Annotated in this window: 14 protein-coding genes; 10 read left to right on the top strand and 4 right to left on the bottom strand. The window is 66.6% G+C overall.

Annotation, left to right across the window (positions count from 1 at the left end; translation table 11 throughout):
• Nucleotides 1–9: 9 nt before the first annotated feature.
• Nucleotides 10–576, bottom strand: coding sequence for a DUF4241 domain-containing protein (locus tag SACE_RS26350; RefSeq protein ID WP_009947483.1), 567 nt, complete (start codon nucleotides 574–576; stop codon nucleotides 10–12).
• 653 nt (nucleotides 577–1,229) lie between these two features.
• On the opposite strand from SACE_RS26350, the gene SACE_RS26345 reads away from it, so the two are divergent.
• From SACE_RS26345 to SACE_RS26295, 9 genes are all read left to right on the top strand, one after another.
• Nucleotides 1,230–2,504 (top strand): ABC transporter substrate-binding protein, encoded by a 1,275-nt coding sequence (locus SACE_RS26345; protein ID WP_031334280.1) that lies wholly within the window; start codon nucleotides 1,230–1,232, stop codon nucleotides 2,502–2,504.
• 6 nt (nucleotides 2,505–2,510) lie between these two features.
• Nucleotides 2,511–3,494, top strand: a complete 984-nt coding sequence (locus SACE_RS26340; protein ID WP_021341496.1) for a carbohydrate ABC transporter permease — start codon at nucleotides 2,511–2,513, stop codon at nucleotides 3,492–3,494.
• A 92-nt stretch (nucleotides 3,495–3,586) separates the two neighbouring features.
• Nucleotides 3,587–4,375 carry a carbohydrate ABC transporter permease gene (locus SACE_RS26335; RefSeq protein ID WP_044548008.1) on the top strand — a complete coding sequence of 263 codons (789 nt, stop codon included), beginning with the start codon at nucleotides 3,587–3,589 and terminating at the stop codon, nucleotides 4,373–4,375.
• An 8-nt stretch (nucleotides 4,376–4,383) separates the two neighbouring features.
• On the top strand, nucleotides 4,384–5,796 hold the full coding sequence (locus SACE_RS26330; RefSeq protein WP_009947487.1) for a GH1 family beta-glucosidase: 1,413 nt from the start codon (nucleotides 4,384–4,386) through the stop codon (nucleotides 5,794–5,796).
• A 435-nt stretch (nucleotides 5,797–6,231) separates the two neighbouring features.
• Entirely contained in the window at nucleotides 6,232–7,686 is a 1,455-nt protein-coding gene (locus SACE_RS26325) for an amino acid permease (protein WP_009947488.1), read from the top strand.
• Nucleotides 7,687–7,898: 212 nt separating this feature from the next.
• Nucleotides 7,899–8,351, top strand: coding sequence for a cold shock domain-containing protein (locus SACE_RS26320; RefSeq protein WP_009947489.1), 453 nt, complete (start codon nucleotides 7,899–7,901; stop codon nucleotides 8,349–8,351).
• 866 nt (nucleotides 8,352–9,217) lie between these two features.
• Nucleotides 9,218–9,835: a helix-turn-helix transcriptional regulator gene (locus tag SACE_RS26310; protein ID WP_029621710.1), complete on the top strand. Its 618-nt coding sequence runs from the start codon at nucleotides 9,218–9,220 to the stop codon at nucleotides 9,833–9,835.
• 253 nt (nucleotides 9,836–10,088) lie between these two features.
• Complete coding sequence (locus SACE_RS26305) at nucleotides 10,089–10,421, top strand: hypothetical protein (protein ID WP_143538229.1); 333 nt, start codon at nucleotides 10,089–10,091, stop codon at nucleotides 10,419–10,421.
• 544 nt (nucleotides 10,422–10,965) lie between these two features.
• On the top strand, nucleotides 10,966–11,583 hold the full coding sequence (locus tag SACE_RS26295) for a helix-turn-helix transcriptional regulator (RefSeq protein ID WP_029621710.1): 618 nt from the start codon (nucleotides 10,966–10,968) through the stop codon (nucleotides 11,581–11,583).
• A gap of 185 nt (nucleotides 11,584–11,768) precedes the next feature.
• Here SACE_RS26295 and SACE_RS26290 read toward each other — a convergent pair whose 3' ends face one another.
• The 3 genes from SACE_RS26290 to SACE_RS26280 all read right to left on the bottom strand — a co-directional run bounded on the left by SACE_RS26290 (nucleotide 11,769) and on the right by SACE_RS26280 (nucleotide 18,349).
• Nucleotides 11,769–15,446 carry an ATP-binding protein gene (locus SACE_RS26290; RefSeq protein WP_081468331.1) on the bottom strand — a complete coding sequence of 1,226 codons (3,678 nt, stop codon included), beginning with the start codon at nucleotides 15,444–15,446 and terminating at the stop codon, nucleotides 11,769–11,771.
• Between the two features lie 600 nt (nucleotides 15,447–16,046).
• Complete coding sequence (locus SACE_RS26285; RefSeq protein ID WP_231849792.1) at nucleotides 16,047–16,745, bottom strand: helix-turn-helix transcriptional regulator; 699 nt, start codon at nucleotides 16,743–16,745, stop codon at nucleotides 16,047–16,049.
• Nucleotides 16,746–16,780: 35 nt separating this feature from the next.
• Entirely contained in the window at nucleotides 16,781–18,349 is a 1,569-nt protein-coding gene (locus SACE_RS26280) for a GMC family oxidoreductase (protein WP_029621712.1), read from the bottom strand.
• A gap of 120 nt (nucleotides 18,350–18,469) precedes the next feature.
• Between SACE_RS26280 and SACE_RS26275 the strand changes: the two genes are divergently transcribed.
• Entirely contained in the window at nucleotides 18,470–18,940 is a 471-nt protein-coding gene (locus SACE_RS26275; protein WP_009947497.1) for a GbsR/MarR family transcriptional regulator, read from the top strand.
• Nucleotides 18,941–19,130 lie beyond the last annotated feature (190 nt).

Raw genomic sequence — 19,130 nt, 5'->3', positions numbered from 1 at the left:
CGGCCACCCTTATTTCGCCGTCAGGGTGAGAAAGTCGGTGACGAAGCAGGCAACTTCTCCCCCAGCGGTGTAGCCGATCCAGGTCCCGTAGTATCCGTCGCCGCCCGAACTGAAGATCACGAGGTTGTCGCCCGTCAGCTCGTCGGTGTAGACGGCGACCTTGTCCGGGGCTTCGAGTCCGGTGACGATGTCCATGACGATGTCGGGATCTTCGGCGTTCTTGAGCCCGTCGAACACCTCGGGAGACCCGAACGAGCCGGTAGCACCGTCGACCGGGTACCCGTAGAGTTCGCCGTCCGCGAGTTCGGCGTCGTCCTGCCCTTCGCGCAGTGCGAGTCGCCAGGCGGCGACCGGTTCGGGACGGATGAGCAGACGCGCCGCGGCGACTTCGTCGAACGTCGTATCGCCCCGCGGATCCACCGGGTCGCTGAAGGTGGCCACGACCAACTCGACGGGGTAGACGCCCGGCTGGACTCGCTGGATGAACGCATCGCGGTGCGCTCCGTCGGGGAAGCCGGTCCACGGCTCGCAGGCCAGCACCCTGCCTGTCGGCAGCCGCAGGGCCGCACCGGCCACGACCCTGACCGTCGCGACGCGTCTCTCTCGCAAGCGGCCGCAGTCATGCTTGCTGCCCTCGGCGAAAAGTCGGTCGAAATCGGGGGGATGTGGGCTCACCCTGAGTCTCCAGTTGTCGGCTCTGTCCGAGTACGGGGAGAATTTACCGTCAGGCAGCCAAATGTGAATGGCTCCGTCCGGAGGTATTGTCGTGAGCTGATTGCTCGCGGCGCGACAGCGTCCGCTGCGAGAACGTGCGCCGCAATCGGCCATGACTGGTTGATGCTGAAAACATTTCAACGTTGCGGGCGGCGGCTGCGTTGTGGTTGAGATTCCCTCATTTCCCGGCCGAAGTGCCGAATCCTCTGGAAAGCCGAGGACGGGGTGAGTGAGTGTTCGAGTTCGGAAATGGGGCGGCGAGCGGGGGCGCCTTGTGCCGGTGGTACTGAACGGATCGCCTCTGAAGGGCCGGCACAGAGCGGAAGCCGGTGCAGGCCACCAGGGGGAGCCGCTGGTTCACCAGGAAAAGGATGCCGGTGGCGCCTCGGTATCGGCGCGCGGATGGCCAAAAAGGCAGACTTCGCTTCCCGTTGTGGATACAGCTTCGAGGTTGCGGTAGATGAGGGGATGGGCCTGCGTAATGGTAACCCTGGCGGGGGAGACGAGGAAGTGTGATGACGAGTAGGCGTTTGTCCTGGACCGCCATCGTGGCGGCGGTGTTGTCAGTGGTGCTGGCCGGTTGTTCGGCGACCAGCGGAGCCGGCGACGGCAAGACCCGGATCAAGATCGCTACCTTTGGTGAGTTCGGTTACGAACCGCTGTTCGCCGAGTACGAGGCGCAGCATCCCGGCATCGACCTCGTGCCCGAGGTCTCCGACTTCGAGAGCCATCACAAGGGGCTGGCCACTCAGCTCGCGGGTGGAAGCGGTGCCGCGGACATCGTCGCGATCGAAGAGCAGTACATGCCGCAGTTCATCCAGTCGCGGGACAAGTTCGTCAACCTGGCGGACCTCGGGGCAAAGGACATGCAGGGCCAGTGGGTCCCGTGGAAGTGGGAGCGCGGGGTCAGCAAGGACGGCGGCTTCGTTCTGGGTCTGGGAACGGACATGGGTGGTCTCGCCCTCTGCTACCGACGCGACCTTTTCGAGAAGGCCGGTCTGCCGACCCAGCGCGAGGAGGTCGCCAAGCTGTGGCCGACGTGGGAGGACTTCACCCGGGTCGGCGACAGGTTCAGCGCGGCAGTTCCCGACGTGAAGTTCGCGGACTCCGCCGGCAGCATCTACACCGCGATTCTCAACCAGGCCGAGGAGAACTTCTTCTCCAAGGCGGACGAGTCCTTCATAGCCGACCGCAACCCGAACCTGCGCCGAGCGTTCGACATCGCCGGGACCATGGGGGCCAAGGGGCAGACCGCCAACGTCACCACCTACACCCAGGCGTGGAACGTCGCGGTCAAGCAGGGCTCGTTCGCCGTGATGAACTGCCCGGCCTGGATGCTGGATCAGATCAGGTCCGCCGGCGGCGACGAGAACAAGGGCAAATGGGACGTCACCACTGTTCCCGGTAACAGCGGCAACCAAGGCGGCTCTTACCTGACCCTGCCCAAGCAGGGCGCGCACCACAAGGAGGCCTACGAGGTCGCCAAGTGGCTGACCGCTCCGGAGCAGCAGAAGAGGATCTTCCTGCAGAGCGGCATCCTGCCCAGCGCACCGGCCGCGTATCAGGCTCCCGAGGTGATCAGCAAGACCGACCAGTACTTCAACGACGCGCCCGTCGGCCAGATCTATGCGGCCTCGGCGGACTCCCTGCGCCCGAACTACCGCGGTGCCAAGGACAGCGTCGTGCGGCCCCTGTTCGGCCAGGCGCTCGGCCGTGTCGAAGACGGGAAGCAGGGCGTCGAGGCGGCCTGGGCCGAGGCTGTGCAGCAGGCGCGCGGCGCGATCGGATAGCCGAGGATGTCCCGGAACGCCTTGTCGCCCCTACCCGCGCGGGAGCCGGCGCAGCGCCGTCGTGGGCAGCATCCGGGTTGGCGTCCGGGACTAAGGCTCGCCTGGCTCGACATCCGCCTCACCCCGTTCCTGTTCATCGCGCCCTTCTTCGTCCTGTTCGCGGTGTTCGGGCTGTTCCCGCTGCTCTACACCGCTTGGATGTCACTGCACGACTGGAACCTCGTCGACGGTGACCAGGGGTTCGTCGGGTTCGCCAACTACACCGAGCTGTTCGCCGACCCGAACTTCTACAACGCCCTGTTCAACACCGTCAGCATCTTCGTGGTCTCCACGGTCCCGCAGCTCCTCGCGGCGCTCGGCATCGCTTACCTGCTCGACCGGCCGCTGCGCGCGGCGACCGCGTGGCGGGCCGGGGTCCTGCTGCCCAACGTGGTGTCGGTGGTGGCAGTCGCACTGGTCTTCGGCCAGCTGTTCGGGCGTGACTTCGGAGTGGTCAACTGGGTCCTCGGCCTGGTCGGCGTGGAGCCGGTCGACTGGGGCCAGGAGCGGTGGTCGTCGCATCTGGCCGTCGCCGCCATGGTGATGTGGCGTTGGACCGGCTACAACTCGCTCCTCTACCTGGCGGCGATGCGCAACGTCCCCGCGGAGCTTCACGAGGCCGCCGCGCTCGACGGGGCGTCGCGCTGGCGGACGTTCTGGTCGGTCACGGTGCCGGCCATCCGGCCGACGATCATCTTCACGGTCGTGGTGTCCACGATCGGGGGCTTGCAGCTGTTCGCCGAGCCGCAGCTGTTCGACGCGGCGGGAACGGCCGGTGTCGGGGGAAGCGACCGCCAGTTCCAGACTCTTGCCATGTACCTGTACGAGAAGGGCTTCAACCTGTTCGACGCCGGGTACGCGGCCGCCATCGCGTGGGTGTTGTTCGTCGTATGCCTGCTGTCGGCCCTGGTGAACTTCGTGCTGGTACGCCGGATCCGGGGGCGGGAGTGAGCCCGCGCACCAATCTCGACCGGCGAACGCACCTCCGGCGGCCCGCGGGCGTACGTCCGCGGGCGCGCCGACCAGGGGCCCTCGCCTACGCGCTGCTGGTCGCGGTCATCGTGTCGTCGGCGTTTCCGTTGTACTGGTCCTTCGTGGTGTCCTCGAGCGACAGCTCCGCGATCGGTGAGGCGACACCTCCCCTCGTTCCGGGCGGCTACTTCGTCGACAACGCCCTCCGCGTGTTCGACACCGTGGACTTCTGGCTCGCCATCAAGAACTCGCTGATCGTCTCGGGCACCGTGATGGTGTCGAACGTGGTGCTGTCCAGCCTCGCCGGGTTCGCCTTCGCGCGACTGCGCTTCCCCGGGAGGAACACTCTTTTCCTCGTGGTGATCGGGACCGTGATGGTGCCCGCGCAGCTCGGTGTGGTCCCGCTGTACATGGTGGTCAGCGACTTCGGGTGGTACGGGAAGCTGGAGGCGGTGATCGTGCCCGCACTGGTCAACGCGTTCAGCGTCTTCTGGATGCGCCAGGCGTGCGAGGAGTCGGTACCGGTTGAGCTGGTGGACGCGGCCAGGGTGGACGGATGCTCGTTGTGGGGCACGTTCCGGCACGTCGGCGTCCCCGCGATCCGGCCCCAGGCGGCCGTGCTCGCGATGATGACGTTCATGACGGCGTGGAACGATTTCTTCTGGCCGCTGATCGTGCTGGACCCCAACGACTCCCCGACCGTGCAGGTGGCTCTGTCGAGGCTGGCCAGCGGCTACTTCCTGGACTACTCGCTGATGCTGACCGGCGCGACTCTCGGAGTCCTGCCCGTAATCGCAATCTTTGTTCTCCTGGCAAGGCAGATTGTCAACGGACTCACACGAGTCTCGGTCAATGGATGAGGTAGGACATGACCAACCAGAAAGCGCTCGAGTTCCCACCAGGGTTCGTCTGGGGAGCGGCCACGGCGTCTTACCAGGTGGAAGGAGGTGTGAAGGAGGACGGCCGGGGACCGTCGATCTGGGACACCTTCTGCGCCCTGGAAGGAAAAGTGCTCAACGGGGACACCGGCGAGGTGGCCTGCGATCACTTCCACCGCTACGCCGAGGACGTGGGACTGATGGCCGAGCTCGGCCTGCCGGCGTACCGCTTCTCGGTGTCCTGGCCGCGAGTCATGCCGGACGGGCGGACGGTGCACCCGCCCGGTGTCGGCTTCTACGACCGGCTCGTCGACGAGCTGCTCGACCAGGGCATTTCGCCGATCGTCACGCTCTACCATTGGGACCTGCCCCAGGCGCTGGAGGACGAGGGCGGGTGGCGTGTCCGCGACACCGCCGCGCGCTTCGCCGACTACGCCGCTGTGATGCACGGCGCTCTCGGCGACCGGGTCCAGGACTGGATGACGCTGAACGAGCCGTTCTGCGCGGCGTTCCTCGGCTACGGAAGCGGTGTGCACGCTCCGGGCGTGGCCGATCACGGGACCGCGCTAGTGGCGGCGCACCACCAACTGCTGGCTCACGGGCTGGGAATGGCGGCCCTGCGGTCGGCCGCGGCACCGGGGCAGCGGTTCTCCCTGGCGCTGAACTTCTCGCCGGTGCTGGTCGACGTGGACGACGAGGCCCATCGAGAGGCAGCGCGCAAGTTCGACGGGATGCACAACAGGATGTTCCTGGACCCGGTGCTGGGCAGGGGCTATCCCGCGGACGTCCTCGCCGACGTCGCGCATCTGAACGCGCTGGAGCCCGCGATCCTCGGCGGCGACCTGGAGACGATCGGTACCGGACTCGACTGGCTCGGGGTGAACTACTACGCGCCGACGCGGGTGACTCCACTGGCCGATCCGGCGGTACCGAGCAACTGCGGTCTGCCCGGCCTGCGAGGCTTCGACGTGCTGCCTCCGCGCGGCCCCCTGACCTCGTTCGGGTGGGAACAGGCACCGAGCTCGCTGACGGATCTCCTGTTGTGGCTGCACCGCCATTGCCCGGAGATTCCGCTCGTCGTCGCCGAGAACGGTGCGGCCTTCCCCGACACGATCGACAGCGACGGACGGGTGCGGGATCACGACCGGGCCCTGTACTTCGCCGAACACCTGCGAGCAGTCCACTCGGCCATCCGCCAGGGCGCCGGCGTGCGCGGCTACCTCGCATGGTCGCTGCTGGACAACTTCGAGTGGGCCATGGGTTACACCCAGCGGTTCGGACTGGTCCACGTCGACTTCGAGACCCAGCAGCGCACGATCAAGGACAGCGGGCGCTTCTACTCCCGCATCCTGGCGAACAACGCCGTTCCGGCCGATGACTCGGCCGAGCTCACCACGAGCTGAAGAGCACTCGCCGAATTTCCGTCCAGGTAGCTTGGATGCGAAATCATCACTTCCACGCCGTCGAATCGCGGCGTTCGCGGCGGTGCCGCGGACGCGTGCCGGGCGGTGCCGCTCCGACGGCTGTTGAGCGAGCAGACCACCGTTGACGGTTCTTCAACGCCCCAAGGGCGTCGATGCGGGTACCGAACGCCGGAAATGGGCGGCATTGATGCCCTTCGGGCAGATCGACTACGGCTCGTAGGCGGAAAAACACGTTTCGCGGTGCCTCTACGCGCTGTCGAAGGTGCCCGGAAATCCCGTCCTTGCTCCGAAGGCTTGATGGACCGGGGCGCGCGGGCCAGCATTGCTCTTCATCCGTCATGAGCGGAAACACCTCCGACCAGATCCCGTGCGTCACATTCGTACGTGGAACGACATCCGAAACGAGTGGGCCCAGTGACCGACCGAACTTTGCAGGGCGAACGTCGACCGGAGCCGCGAGAGCATGTCGACGCCGGCGATATCGGGTACAGCAAGGCGTTGAAAGCCCGGCACATCAACATGATCGCGATCGGTGGAGCGATCGGCACCGGGCTTTTCCTCGGCGCGGGCGGGCGGTTGGCGCAGGCCGGTCCGGCGCTGGCCGTCGCCTACGCGGTGTGCGGCGTTTTCGCGTTCTTCGTGGTCCGTGCTCTTGGCGAGTTGATCCTGCATCGGCCTTCGTCCGGTGCCTTCGTGTCCTATGCGCGCGAGTTCATGGGCGAGAAGGGCGCGTTCGTCGCGGGGTGGATGTACTTTTTGAACTGGGCGACCACCGGAATCGCCGACATCACCGCGATCGCGTTGTACGCGCACTACTGGAGCCTGTTCACCCCTGTTCCGCAGTGGGTGCTGGCGCTGGTGGCCCTGGTGGTGGTGCTTTCGCTGAACCTCGTCTCGGTGAAGCTCTTCGGTGAGATGGAGTTCTGGTTCGCGATCATCAAGGTCGGTGCGCTCGTCCTGTTCATGGTCATCGGCATCGGCCTGCTGGTAGTGGCGCATCCCGTCGGGGACACCGTGCCTGGTCCGCAGCTGATCTTCGACCACGGAGGTGTACTGCCCAACGGCCTGGTGCCGCTGGTCCTGGTGGTCCAGGGGGTCGTCTTCGCCTACGCCGCGGTGGAGCTGGTCGGCGTCGCCGCGGGTGAGACCGAGAACCCGGCGAAGATCATGCCCAAGGCGATCAACTCGATCATGTGGCGTATCGGCGTCTTCTACGTCGGCTCGGTGGTCCTGTTGTCGATGCTGCTGCCGTGGAACGCCTACCAGAAGGGCGAAAGCCCCTTCGTCACGGTCCTGTCCCAACTCGGTGTGCCCGCGGCCGGCGACGTGATGAACCTGGTGGTGCTGACCGCGGCGATGTCCAGCCTCAACTCGGGGCTCTACTCCACCGGCCGCATCCTGCGGTCGATGGCGGCCGCCGGTTCGGCTCCGGGCTTCGCGGGCCTGATGAACCGCAGCCAGGTGCCCTACGGCGGCATCCTGCTCACCGGCGCGGTCTGCGTGCTCGGCGTGGTGCTGAACTTCTTGGTGCCCGCCGCGGCGTTCGAGATCGTGCTGAACTTCGCGTCGATCGCGATCGTCACGACCTGGATCATGATCATGATCTCGCACCTCCTGTTCGTTCGCGCGGTCAGCAGCGGCGCCCTCCGGCGCCCGGCCTACCGCCTTCCCGGGTCACCGGTGACCCAGATCGCGACGATCGCGTTCCTGCTCGCCGTCGTGGTCCTGATGTGGTTCGACGTCCCCGCGGGCCGGGTGACCGTGCTGTGCGTCCCGTTGCTCGCCGCCGCACTGGTGATCGGCTGGTTCTGCGTACGCAAGCGAGTGGACACGGCCAAGGCACTGGAGGAGGCCGGCGGGAATCACTGAACGGGTTCAGCCGGATCGCCGGAATCCGGCGGCTCAGAAGAACACTGGTGGGAAACGCGATCACAAACAGTTCGTGATCGCGTTCCCGTCCTGCTCGGATTTATTCATGAACTCCCCGAAAAAGTCCGGTCTTGCTTTCCGAATGGCCGGTGCTAGGCTTGTGGCGTAATTGTTGGTTGCGTGGTCAAGCGGTGTGTTGAGGGGTTGAAGCGGTGAAAACGGGTACGGTAGTCCGATTCGACGGGATCAAGGGTTACGGCTTTATCGCGCCGGACGCCGGTGGCGAAGACGTGTTCCTGCACGCGTCCATCCTCGACGAGGAGCTCAAGGAGGTCCTCCGGGGCGGCATGCGGGTGGAGTTCGAGGCGGTGCCCGGCAACCAGGGCACGAAGGCCATGACAGTGAACCTGCTCGGTGCGGCTACGCGGACGCCTCCGCCTTTGGAGCCGGAGGCGTCGGCGAAGGCGGAGGCGGGGGCCGCCTCGCGGCAGCACGAGGAACGTGCGGACGACGAGATGTGCGACGTTCTGCCGACCGCGGAGTTCGCGCAGAAAATCACTGATGTCCTGATCGAAGCCGCTCCCAGTATGACGGGTGGGCAGATCCTCCAGGCGCGCAAGCAGCTCGTGGCATTCGCCCAGCGCCATGGCTGGGTGGAAGGCTGACGAAGTCCGGTGGGGCGTCACAGGCTGCGGCGCCGCCGAGTCGATCGGCACCGCCGATCGCGCTGAAGTGCATCCTCGTACCCGGTCGGGACGCAACGCGTCCCGGCCGGGTACGAGGCATTCGAGCACCGTTTCGCGGCGGGCGGTATTAGCGCTGCGCCCCGTCATCGTTGATGTTGTGATGGTCGCCCGGTGCCGTGAACTCGGGAATTCAGGACGACTGGGGCGGTTCACTGTCCGAGTGTTCCGGAAAGGCACTCGCTGAGCCTGGGGGCATCTTTTCGCTCAGCGTCGCGCGGATGGGCGAGGTAGGCGGTGGGTTTCCTGGCTCGGCTCGTGTTGACGCGGCCGGACCGCGATCGAGGTCGCCATCGTCGAACGCGACGTAGCGCGGTCGGAGTGCCGCTGTGACGGCCATCTCACTTAGCCCGTGCTGCGTCGAACGGAGGGTGCTACGAGGCAAACCGGGTTAGTAGAAAGGTCAGTACTTGCCATTGGAGCGGTCAGCGCGCAGAGTTCAGGGCATATTTGGATCTGTGTTCCCGACTCGAGGAGGTAACTTTGCTGAAGACCGGTCCGCCCGGGGATGTCAGGCTCGCCCTGCGGGAACTGGAGGCGGAGATGGCGGAAGCTCGAAAGTATGTGTTGCGGTGTCGTGAGTCGGGTGACGAGCCCGCGGCCCGTCTGCACGTCGTGTGGATCGACTTGCTGTTGGAGGAGTGGAGTCGTTGCCGCGTGTCCGGGGAGTCCGGGGCGGGCGCTCAGGCGTAGAGATCGCGTTCAGGCGTAGAGATCGCGTAGAGAACTTGTGAAGACGGCCCTCGCAGACTGGAACCACATCGGCGCAGAGCGTGTGGGAGACCCAGATGGAGCGTGTGCGAGTAGCAGTGCAGGCTGCTGATCCTGTCACTTTGGCCGGCCTGGCGAGTTGCTTGAAGTCACGGGCGGAGTTGCTCGTGGTGCCGACCCAGGCGGAGGCGGATGTGGTCGTCTTTGCCGCGGACAGTGTCACGTCTGAGGTTTTGGCTGATTTGCGGCAGTCGGCGCAGCGGGTGTCGGTGCCGCGGGTGTTGGTGACCAACGAGTTGAACCCGGCCAACGTGCTCGCGGCGGTCGAGTCGCGGGTGGTGGCGGTGTTGCCGCGTACGGCCGCGACTGGGGCGAGGCTGATCAACAGTGTGCTGGCCGCGGCCAGCGGTGGCGGTGTGATGCCGCCGGATTTGCTGGGCGAGTTGCTCAAGCAGGTCGACTATCTGCAGCGTGAGGTGTTGACTCCGCGTGGTTTGAACGCTTCGGGTTTGACCACCCGGGAGATCGACGTGCTGCGGTTGATGGCCGATGGTCTGGACACCGCGGAGATCGCGCAGAAGTTGTGTTATTCGGAGCGGACGGTCAAGAACGTCGTCTATGGGGTGACCAGTCGGCTCAATCTGCGCAACCGGCCGCACGCGGTGGCCTACGCGATGCGAGCCGGAGTGATCTGACAGAGACGGGAGACCGGCCGGCCAAACTGTGGACACGGCAATGGTCGGCCGTTTTCGAAATCTCCTGGCACCGTAATCGTCGTGGATCCGTTGCGCATGCACGGATCGGCCTTTCCGGACCCGCCGCACGTGAAGAGATTCGCCAAGTGCCCGAGCTTTACCCGGGCTACCACGTATAGCAACGTACCGCTTTGAGGGGAGAACCATGTACATCTTCGATGGTGGCACGATCGTTCCCGGCGCTGCGGGCACCATGACCGACGAGCTGGACGAGGTGCTCCTGCACCTCGGCGACAGACTGAGCGACGAAGCGACGAATGACATCTCCGCCCATCTCGATGAAGGGCGGGAGCTCTACGCCGCCGAGACGATGGCGTCGACCGCGGTGGCCAACCACCTCACGCTGTCGGCCACGGATCGCGCGAGACTGCGCCAGGTCATCGAAGCTCACGGCGGCAACCGGAAACACATCGACATGCTTGACTCCAGGGACATCGGCGCCGACGCCACCGTCAGGATGGGGACGTTGCGTTTCCGCGGGCACCTGACGGCCGCGTGGAGTCCGCGGACCGGATACGTCCGCTGATGATCCCGCTGGACCCGTCGCTTCGCGGGGAAACTCGCCAGGACACATCCTGAGACGGCAGGTGGACACCTCCCGCAAAAATGATCCGAGGTGCCGAGTCACTGGTGTGTCGGCAGGTTCGCGAAGCCGCGCCACGGCCGTGTGAGCGTGGCGAGGCAGAGCGGAAGGGCCGAAAGGTCAACTTTGTCCCGCCAACGGCGATTTCGCGAAGGGCCTCGGCCATGATGGGTTGCGGAGACTGGTCGAGGAGGTAGTCCACCAGTGACGGCCGATGAGTGCGCGGATGCCGAGGCCCTCCTGAGGCAGCTGGAGACCGAGATCGGGCAGGCACGTGAGTATGTGTTGCGGTGTCGTGAGTCGGGTGACGAGCCCGCGGCCCGTCTGCACGTCGTGTGGATCGACTTGCTGTTGGAGGAGTGGAGTCGTTGCCGCGTGTCCGGGGAGTCCGGGGCGGGCGCTCAGGCGTAGAGATCGCGTAGAGAACTTGTGAAGACGGCCCTCGCAGACTGGAACCACATCGGCGCAGAGCGTGTGGGAGACCCAGATGGAGCGTGTGCGAGTAGCAGTGCAGGCTGCTGATCCTGTCACTTTGGCCGGCCTGGCGAGTTGCTTGAAGTCACGGGCGGAGTTGCTCGTGGTGCCGACCCAGGCGGAGGCGGATGTGGTCGTCTTTGCCGCGGACAGTGTCACGTCTGAGGTTTTGGCTGATTTGCGGCAGTCGGCGCAGCGGGTGTCGGTGCCGCGGGTGTTGGTGACCAACGAGTTGAACCCGGCCAACGTGCTCGCGGCGGTCGAGTCGCGGGTGGTGGCGGTGTTGCCGCGTACGGCCGCGACTGGGGCGAGGCTGATCAACAGTGTGCTGGCCGCGGCCAGCGGTGGCGGTGTGATGCCGCCGGATTTGCTGGGCGAGTTGCTCAAGCAGGTCGACTATCTGCAGCGTGAGGTGTTGACTCCGCGTGGTTTGAACGCTTCGGGTTTGACCACCCGGGAGATCGACGTGCTGCGGTTGATGGCCGATGGTCTGGACACCGCGGAGATCGCGCAGAAGTTGTGTTATTCGGAGCGGACGGTCAAGAACGTCGTCTATGGGGTGACCAGTCGGCTCAATCTGCGCAACCGGCCGCACGCGGTGGCCTACGCGATGCGAGCCGGAGTGATCTGACCGAGACGGGAGACCGGCCGGAAGTGCTTGCGTACCGCAAGGTTCCTCGCGCTGCCGGCGATCCTGACGCCCGGGAAGCGCAGCGTCGAACCACAGCGGACATGCTCGCACGGTCGAGCGGTCGCGCGCCGCAACGCATGCCTCCCGTTCGAGTCCAGCCCGCGCGACCTCCCATGACCGGTGCGCTACGAAACGGTCGGGAGCCGTTCCCGCACCTCGCCGACGATGGCACTGCGGGAATGGGCGTTGAGCTTGCCGAGTATGCTGGCTACGCGGCCTTGTATAACGCGCCGTGGCAGAGCCAGCAACGCCGCGATCTCGGGGTTCGAGCGTCCTTCGGCGACCAAGGCCGCGATCCGGATCTCCTCGGGCGACAGCGCCTCCCACCCGGCGGCGGGGCAGGTGAAGGTCGTGGTGGTGCCCGGGCGCAACCCGAACTCGCGGAGCCGGGACTCGGCGCGTCGGATGTCCCAGCGTGCGGACAGCTCCGCGTAATGCTTGATCGCCTCGTCGAGCGCACGTTGCCCGTCGCTCAGCATGCCTCGTCGTGCCAACAGCAGTGCGGCATCTTCCAGCGCGGTGGCGAGTTCGACCGGACGGCACACTTCCCGATAGTGCTGCGCCGCGTCCAGAACCGGTTCCGGGTCCCCGGTGAGGAGTCCCTGGCATCGGGCGGCCGCGCAGAAGGCCCGGGCCCGCTTGGTTTCCGCAGCCGCTTCCTCCTGACACACCGCCAGGGCCTGGTGCGCGCGGTCGAGGTCGCCGAACTCGATGGCCAACCGGACGAGGTCTGGCAACCATTGGTGCCGCAGCATGAGGGGCGCGAAGCTGGGATTCAGGATGGGGTCGAGGATGAGCAGGGACTTGTCCTGCTCGCCGCGTTGCTCGGCCGCCAATGCCTGGGCGACGAGCAGGAAGTCGTAGCTTTCCCGCTCCGCGCCGGTGGACGGCGTGTACTCCTCGGCTGCGTCCAAATGGTACGCGACCATGTTCGGGTCACCGCGGCGTGCCGCGATCAACGCGCCGACGCCGTGCGCCAGCAGTGCCGCGGGACCGGGTTCGCGCAACCCGTAGAAGGAGATCGCCGGCCCGTCTTCGGTCAGGGTCTGCAGTTCGAGGTTCGCGTCGTCCCAACGGCCCACCCAGTAGTAGTGCACCGCCTCGGTCACCTGGAGACCGCTGGACGGAAGGTGTTGCGCCGCGACCTTGCGAGCAGCGCGCATGGTTGTTTCCGCCTCGTCGAGGCGGTCGAGGTTCTGCAGCGTGAACGATCGGTTGTCGAGCAGGTCGAACCGGAACTCGGAGAGAGCGGCGTCTTCGCCGACCACTTCGAGCGCATTGTCGATATGCACCAGCGCGCCGTCGTGGTCACGGCGGACCGAGTCCACCAGCCACCGGGTCTGCAACGCATGCGCGATGAGGTAGGGATCACCGGTGGTCAGTGCCTGAGAGTACGCCTCGCGGGCGTTGCGCTCGGTCAAGTCGAGATCGCTGAGGTCGCCGCGCCGGAAGTTCGCGAGCAACGACCTGTGCCTGGCGCGCCAGATCTCCGGCACAGCCGGGTCGTCGGCCGCGTTGCCCAGCGTGTCGATCGCGGCAGGCGTCTCACCTCTGCGGTGCAGCATCGCCGCCACCAGTTGCCGCATCTCCGCGGACCGGTACGGGTCCGTCGCGAGCGCCAACGCCTGCTGCGCCTGCATCAACGGATCGCGGCCCGCCCGGAAGAGCACCTTCACGAGCGCCGCCAGCAGTACTTCCCGGTTGGGTTCACCGACCTGGCCGGTGCGCAACACGCGTTCCAGAAGCTCGATGGCGATCAGCGGGGCGCGGTTGGACAACGCGACATTGTTCTCGGCCAGCCAGTTGACCACCCAGCGGTCGTCAGCCGCGGTCGCGACGACGAGGTGTTCGGCGACCTGCTTTACCGGTGCGCCGATGTTGGCAAGGGTTTCCGCGGCTTGCCGGTGCAGGGCATTGCGCAGGGCCTTCGGGATGCCGTCGTAGAGCGCCTGGCGAAGCAGAGGGTGGCGGAACGCCAGGTGGTCCTCGGCGTTGACAAGGACGCTCGCGCCGACCGCTTCCTCCAAGGTGCCCATCAGCTCCGACACGCGCCGGCCCGCGGCCGCGGCGAGGTCGGTCACAGAGAACTCAAGGCCGAGCAGTGCACCCCAGCGCAGCACCTCCCGGGTCGATGTGGAGAGGAAGTCGAGTCGTCTGGCGACCGCGGCGATGAGCGAATCGGGGGCTTCGGAGACCGACGCCGCGGGAACGTCGGCGACTCCGTCGACCACGCGCACCGCATCGTCGCGGACCAGGGCGTCGGCCAGCTCGCGCACGTACATCGGGTTGCCCGACGCACGGCTGGCGATCTCCCGCAGCACAGGCCCCGGCTTGGCGCCGATGACCTCGCCGAGCAGCCGCTCGATCTCCGGTTCGGTCAGCGGTCCGAGCCGTAAGACCACGCCGTCACGCGCCTCGATCGCTCGGCGCAGCTGCCCGAGCTCGACCCGTTCGGGTGCTGGGCGGGAAGCCGCGACCAGCAGCAGCGGCAGCTGGCGGGTCGCCGCGCAGAGGCGGTGCCACACCATCACGCTGGCCTCGTCGGCCCACTGCAGGTCATCGATGACGAGCATCAGCGGCGCGGTCGCGCACAACTCGTCGACGAGTTCCAGCAACTGGTCCACCGGTTCCGCGGAGCTCTCGCTGTGCAGGGTGGCGGCCAGCCGTGCCCGCCTGGGGTCGGGAGCTTTGGCATCGATGCCGAGGCATTCGGTCATGACCTGCAACGGGAACCGCTGGCTCAGCTCATCGGCCACGGCCCACGCGAGCTGACACCCGCGGCGTCCGGCGTCGGCGAGGGCGAACGTGAGCAGCTCCGATTTCCCGATACCGGGTTCGCCTTCGATCCACACCGAACGGCCTCTTCCGGCGAGCACCTCCGAGACCAGCTCACCCAGTTGCGCGGCCTCCGCCTTGCGCCCGACGTACCGGCTCTCCCCGCGCTGAAGTGCCCGAGCGACCTGTGCTGGGACGACTGAAAGGAGTGCGGTGCGGGGCGAGGGCTTGCTCACCGGAGCCGGGTCCAGGGCCGGATCGTTGGCCAGCACCTGTTCGTGCATGCGGGACAGTTCAGGCCCGGGTTCGATGCCCAGCTCCTCGACCAGCACCCGGCGGGCGTCCCGGAACACCTCCAACGCTTCCGCGTGCCTTCCACCGCGGTAGAGGGCGGTCATCAGCAATACGCGCAGCGACTCGCGCAGGGGGAACTCGTGGACCAGCTCGGCCAGCTCAGCCGCCACTTCCGCGTGGCTTCCCAGGGCCAGCGCCGCGGCTGCCCGGCGCTCGGCGGTCGCCAGCCGCAGATCCGAGAGGCGTTGGCGCTGAAGCTCGGCGAAGGGTCCGGGGACACCCGACAGCACCTCTCCCCGCCACAACTTCAACGCACCGTCCAAGGCCTCGAGCGCGCCTTGGTGGTCGCCGCGGGCGAGCCGTTGACCTCCTTCCTCGCGCAGCCGGTCGAAGACTCTGACGTCCAGGGACTCGTCGGGAAGACGCAACGTATAGCCGGCTGGGTGGGAGGTGAGAAGTCCGTCGGTCGACCTGCGCGAGCGTTGCGGCTCCAAGGCGCGGCGCAGGCCCGAAACGTAGGTGTAGACACTGCCCTCCGCGCTGGCGGGCGGGGACTCGCCCCACAGTGCGTCGACGAGTTCGTGCCGTGACACGACCCGGTTGGCGCGCATCGCCAAGACCGTGAACACGGCACGTTGGCGCGCCGGGCCGAGAGTGACCTCGTTTTCCCCGCTCCACGCGCGCGGCGGTCCCAGCAATTCCACTCTTAGCGGGCCAGTTGCGCCGGTCGGCATAGCGCCTCTTACTCCCCAGGTTCAAGCTGACTCGGAACACTGTCCAAGTTAATGCACCTTCGGGAACCGAACCTTGCCCGAGCTGTTTTCCGCTAGAAAGTTTGCCTGTTTGTACCAGGGGCCCCGGCCCGGGCTTTCGGTCCTCTGGAGGCGAGGTCGATGAGCCGGTTGATTTGTCTCGTATGCTCGGATTATCCTGTGATGCCGAAGTCGTTGAGTATCCGCTCAGATGAGCATTCGTAGGGTGGGTTCGTCGCCGCGAGGTCGCAACCTCGGCGGTCCTGTTCGTGCTATTGGCAGCCGGTGCGGTGCTCCGTAGGCTGGAGTCGGCGAAAGCGGAGATTCCTGCGCGCTGAAGCCGCGGAACCGCCGGCGCGTTGATACGCGCGTGCCATTCTTCGCGAACGCGCGGTGGCCAAATAGCGGAAAGGAGGTGATCGGAGCTGAAGAACGGTGCCTTGGCCCCGGGCGTCGTTGCCCGTGCCTGGCGCGCAGGCGTGGGGAGGGCTGTCGCCCCGGGCTCCTCGGCGGTGAACGACCGCTGGCCTGTCCTGAGCGCGCACCGGCGCGGACTGGTCAGTGCGGTGATGCGGTGTTCGTTCAGATGATCCCGAGCCGAATCGCGTAGGCGACGGCGTGCGCGCGGTTGCGGAGTCCTAGCCGCTTCATGAACTGGTAGAGGATGTTCTTGATGGTGCGCTCCGAGTAAGCGAGCTTCTGCGCGATCTCCTCGAGGCTCAGGCCGTCGGCGACCCCGTGGAGAACATCGACCTCCCGGCTGGTCAGTCCGTGCATCGTGAGGTCTCTGGGTGCGAGCACGTGCTCGCGAATGCGCTCGAACTCTTCCACCAGTGCCCCCTGCAGTGCGGGAGGCAGGACTCCTCCGCCGTTTCCGATGGTGCGGATCGTCTCGAGAAAGGCCTTACGGGAAAAGCGTCCGCGCCAGAGCACGGCGCGGACGCCGTACCGGACTGCCGTGGCCATGTACCGCTTCCATTCGTACTCGCTGATGAGAAGGACGCGTCCGCTCGCGTTGGAGCGCAGGTCGCGCAACGTGTCGAGCGTGGACAATGGTGTGTCTTCCGCGACCGCGACGACATCGGCGTCGGCGATATCGCTCTCCGACATTCGTGGTTCCTGCTGTACCCAGATGGCCAGGCCCTCGCGAATGAGTTTGTCCGAGGCGTGAATGGCTACGCGAAATGTCGCAATTGCTGTATCTTGCTCTTTGTGACCCTTGCTGGCCGTTCTCGTGGAGCTGTGGAAGTGGTCGGCGGTGTGATTTTGCAGGATTGTCACGCGACGAGCTCCTAGCGATGCGGCGGTGGTTTCTGTCACGCGCGGTCCAGGCGGTCGGCCACCAGCTCGCCGACCATGATCGTGGTGAGGTTGGTGTTGGCCCTCGGTACGGACGGGAAGATCGAAGCGTCGGCGACGCGGAGCCCGTCGACGCCGAGGACCCGGCATTGCGGGTCGACCACGGTGGCGGCGTGGTTCGGGTCTCCCATGCGGCAGGTGCTGGTCGCGTGCTGCGCGTCGGCCGCGGTGGCCAGCAGGTGGTCGTCGAGCTCGGCGTCGTCGTCGAGCACGGAAAACAAGGTGGCGTTGACGCGTTCGAACGAACCGTCCGAGATCGCCGACACCTCTTCGCCTCGGGCCATGTCGACCAGCGCCCGGATGCCCGCGCGTAGCCGGGCGAGGTCCCGTTCGTCGGAGAGCATGGCCTCGCGGACTTCAGGCTGCACGCGCGGGTCGCGCGAGGTCAGGGTGACAGATCCGCGCGACCACGTCTGGTTGACCCACACCCCGAACGCGCCGGCGCCGAAGCGCACGTCGGCGCATTCCATCGACAGCACGTTCTGGTTGAGCGACACGAGCATCATGTCGTGCGGCCGGGCATCGGGATGGTCGCTGGTGTAGCGGACGCAGACGTTGGTGTGCCGGTCGTCGGGCGTGCGGAGTGCCGACTCCTCGTTGAGCGGGATCGCCACACCCACCAGGGGATGGTCCTGCAGGCCGTGTCCGACCGGCAGGTCCGCGACGACGTCGATGCCCAGTGCACGCAGCTCTACGGCCGGACCGATGCCCGAACGCATCAGCACCGCCGGGGAGTGCACGGCCCCGGCGCTGAGCACGACGAGGTCCGCCCGCTCCTCGGTCAGGGTGCCGCCGGCGAGGTAGCGCACCCCCACCGCCCGGCCACCGCTGATCAAGACCCTGTCGACGAGGGCGTCGCCGCGGATGGTCAGCGTCGAGGATCCTCGCTCGGGTTCCAGGTAGCCGTCGTTGACCGTGACCCTGCGGCCGCCACGGGAGTTGATCGGGTACGGGGAGACTCCCCGCGCACCCGGCGCGTTGACATCCTCGGCCCAGGCGTGGCCGGCGGAGAGCGCGGCGGTGCACAGGGCGGTGTCCACGGAGCCCCAGTCCTCCCATGGCATTCGGTGGATCGGTGTCGGCCCGCCCCTGCCGTGGTAGGAGGCGTCGCCGAACTCCTCGTCGTCCTCGGCACGGCAGAAGTAGGGCAGCACGTCTTCCGGTGACCAGCCTGCACATCCCCGTCGGACCCAATCCTCGAAGTCCTCCATCGGCGGTCTGATCGCGATCTGTCCGTTGATCGAGCTGCTACCGCCGGTGCCGCGGCCGCGCCAGTACAAGGCGGCCTCCTGCTTTTCGGTCCTGGTCGCCAGCAGGTCCGGCCACACCAAGGACCCGTGCGCTTCCGGGGCCAGCAGCGCACGGAGGGGGTTCGGCGAGCGCCACGCCTCGGACATCTGGTCGGAGCGGTAATCTGGACCCGCCTCCAGGAGTAGAACCCGTCGGCCGGTCGCGGCGAGTCGGCACGCCAACGGTGCCCCGGCGGACCCCGCACCGACTACGATCGCGTCCCAGCCGTTCGTCATCGCAGGAGGCCTCCGTGAGTTGTTGCAGCGTCCGAAGAGCGTCAGCGCTTACCGGTAATATGACCCGCACCCAACTCTCAGTCAATAGTGAAAATTCACCGTACACTGAAATGGGAGCTCGTGTCCGACGACAGTCCCCGGTCTAGCAGGGCCGAACTCTTGATTGATGACTTCGCCACAGTCATCGGCCAGGCGATGGGCTGGCCTCCGACGGCAGGCCGGATGGCGGCCGTGTTGCTGCTGAGCGACCAGCCGATGACCGTCCAACAACTGCAGGACGAACTCGAGGCCAGTGTCGGGACCGTCTCGGAGCTGACCCGGCTGTTGATCACCAACGGCGTGGTCGCGCGTTCCAAACCGGCGGGAGCCCGTCATTTCGTGTATGAATGGCGCCCGGATGCGTGGGTGGGATGTCTCGGGCACATGGTGCGGCAGGCGGAACAACTCCGTGAACTGTCTTATCGCGCCGAGCATCTCGGGGCGGACCTCCCGGCGCTCCAGCAGCGTCGGCTACAGGACATGGTCGGCTATTACGACCTGTTGGTCGCGCGACTGCGCTCAGCGCTCGAGGAATACAACGCGTCTCTCTGAATGTGGGAAGTGCCGCTCTTGAATGCTCTCGGTGGTGGGGTCGTCCGCGTCCTGCCAGTGTTTTCCGGACATGCGCAGTGCTGGTTGCCGGGCTGGTCACGGGGATCCTCCATCGGTGTCAGGCGTGCGGTTGGGTCGGTGTAGCTGACGGCGGTGGCTGGGCCCCGTGGTGTGCTTCTCGCGCGGTCGC

It is taken from the genome of Saccharopolyspora erythraea NRRL 2338, assembly GCF_000062885.1.
Classification (GTDB): domain Bacteria; phylum Actinomycetota; class Actinomycetes; order Mycobacteriales; family Pseudonocardiaceae; genus Saccharopolyspora_D; species Saccharopolyspora_D erythraea.
This window is presented reverse-complemented; position numbering and strand designations above follow the sequence as displayed.

Coding starts and splice junctions, on each gene's coding strand:
- SACE_RS26345 (WP_031334280.1), top strand. CDS start 1,230: ATGACGAGTAGGCGTTTGTCCTGGACCGCCATCGTGGCGGCGGTGTTG.
- SACE_RS26340 (WP_021341496.1), top strand. CDS start 2,511: ATGTCCCGGAACGCCTTGTCGCCCCTACCCGCGCGGGAGCCGGCGCAG.
- SACE_RS26330 (WP_009947487.1), top strand. CDS start 4,384: ATGACCAACCAGAAAGCGCTCGAGTTCCCACCAGGGTTCGTCTGGGGA.
- SACE_RS26310 (WP_029621710.1), top strand. CDS start 9,218: ATGGAGCGTGTGCGAGTAGCAGTGCAGGCTGCTGATCCTGTCACTTTG.
- SACE_RS26305 (WP_143538229.1), top strand. CDS start 10,089: ATGACCGACGAGCTGGACGAGGTGCTCCTGCACCTCGGCGACAGACTG.
- SACE_RS26295 (WP_029621710.1), top strand. CDS start 10,966: ATGGAGCGTGTGCGAGTAGCAGTGCAGGCTGCTGATCCTGTCACTTTG.
- SACE_RS26290 (WP_081468331.1), bottom strand. CDS start 15,446: ATGCCGACCGGCGCAACTGGCCCGCTAAGAGTGGAATTGCTGGGACCG.
- SACE_RS26280 (WP_029621712.1), bottom strand. CDS start 18,349: ATGACGAACGGCTGGGACGCGATCGTAGTCGGTGCGGGGTCCGCCGGG.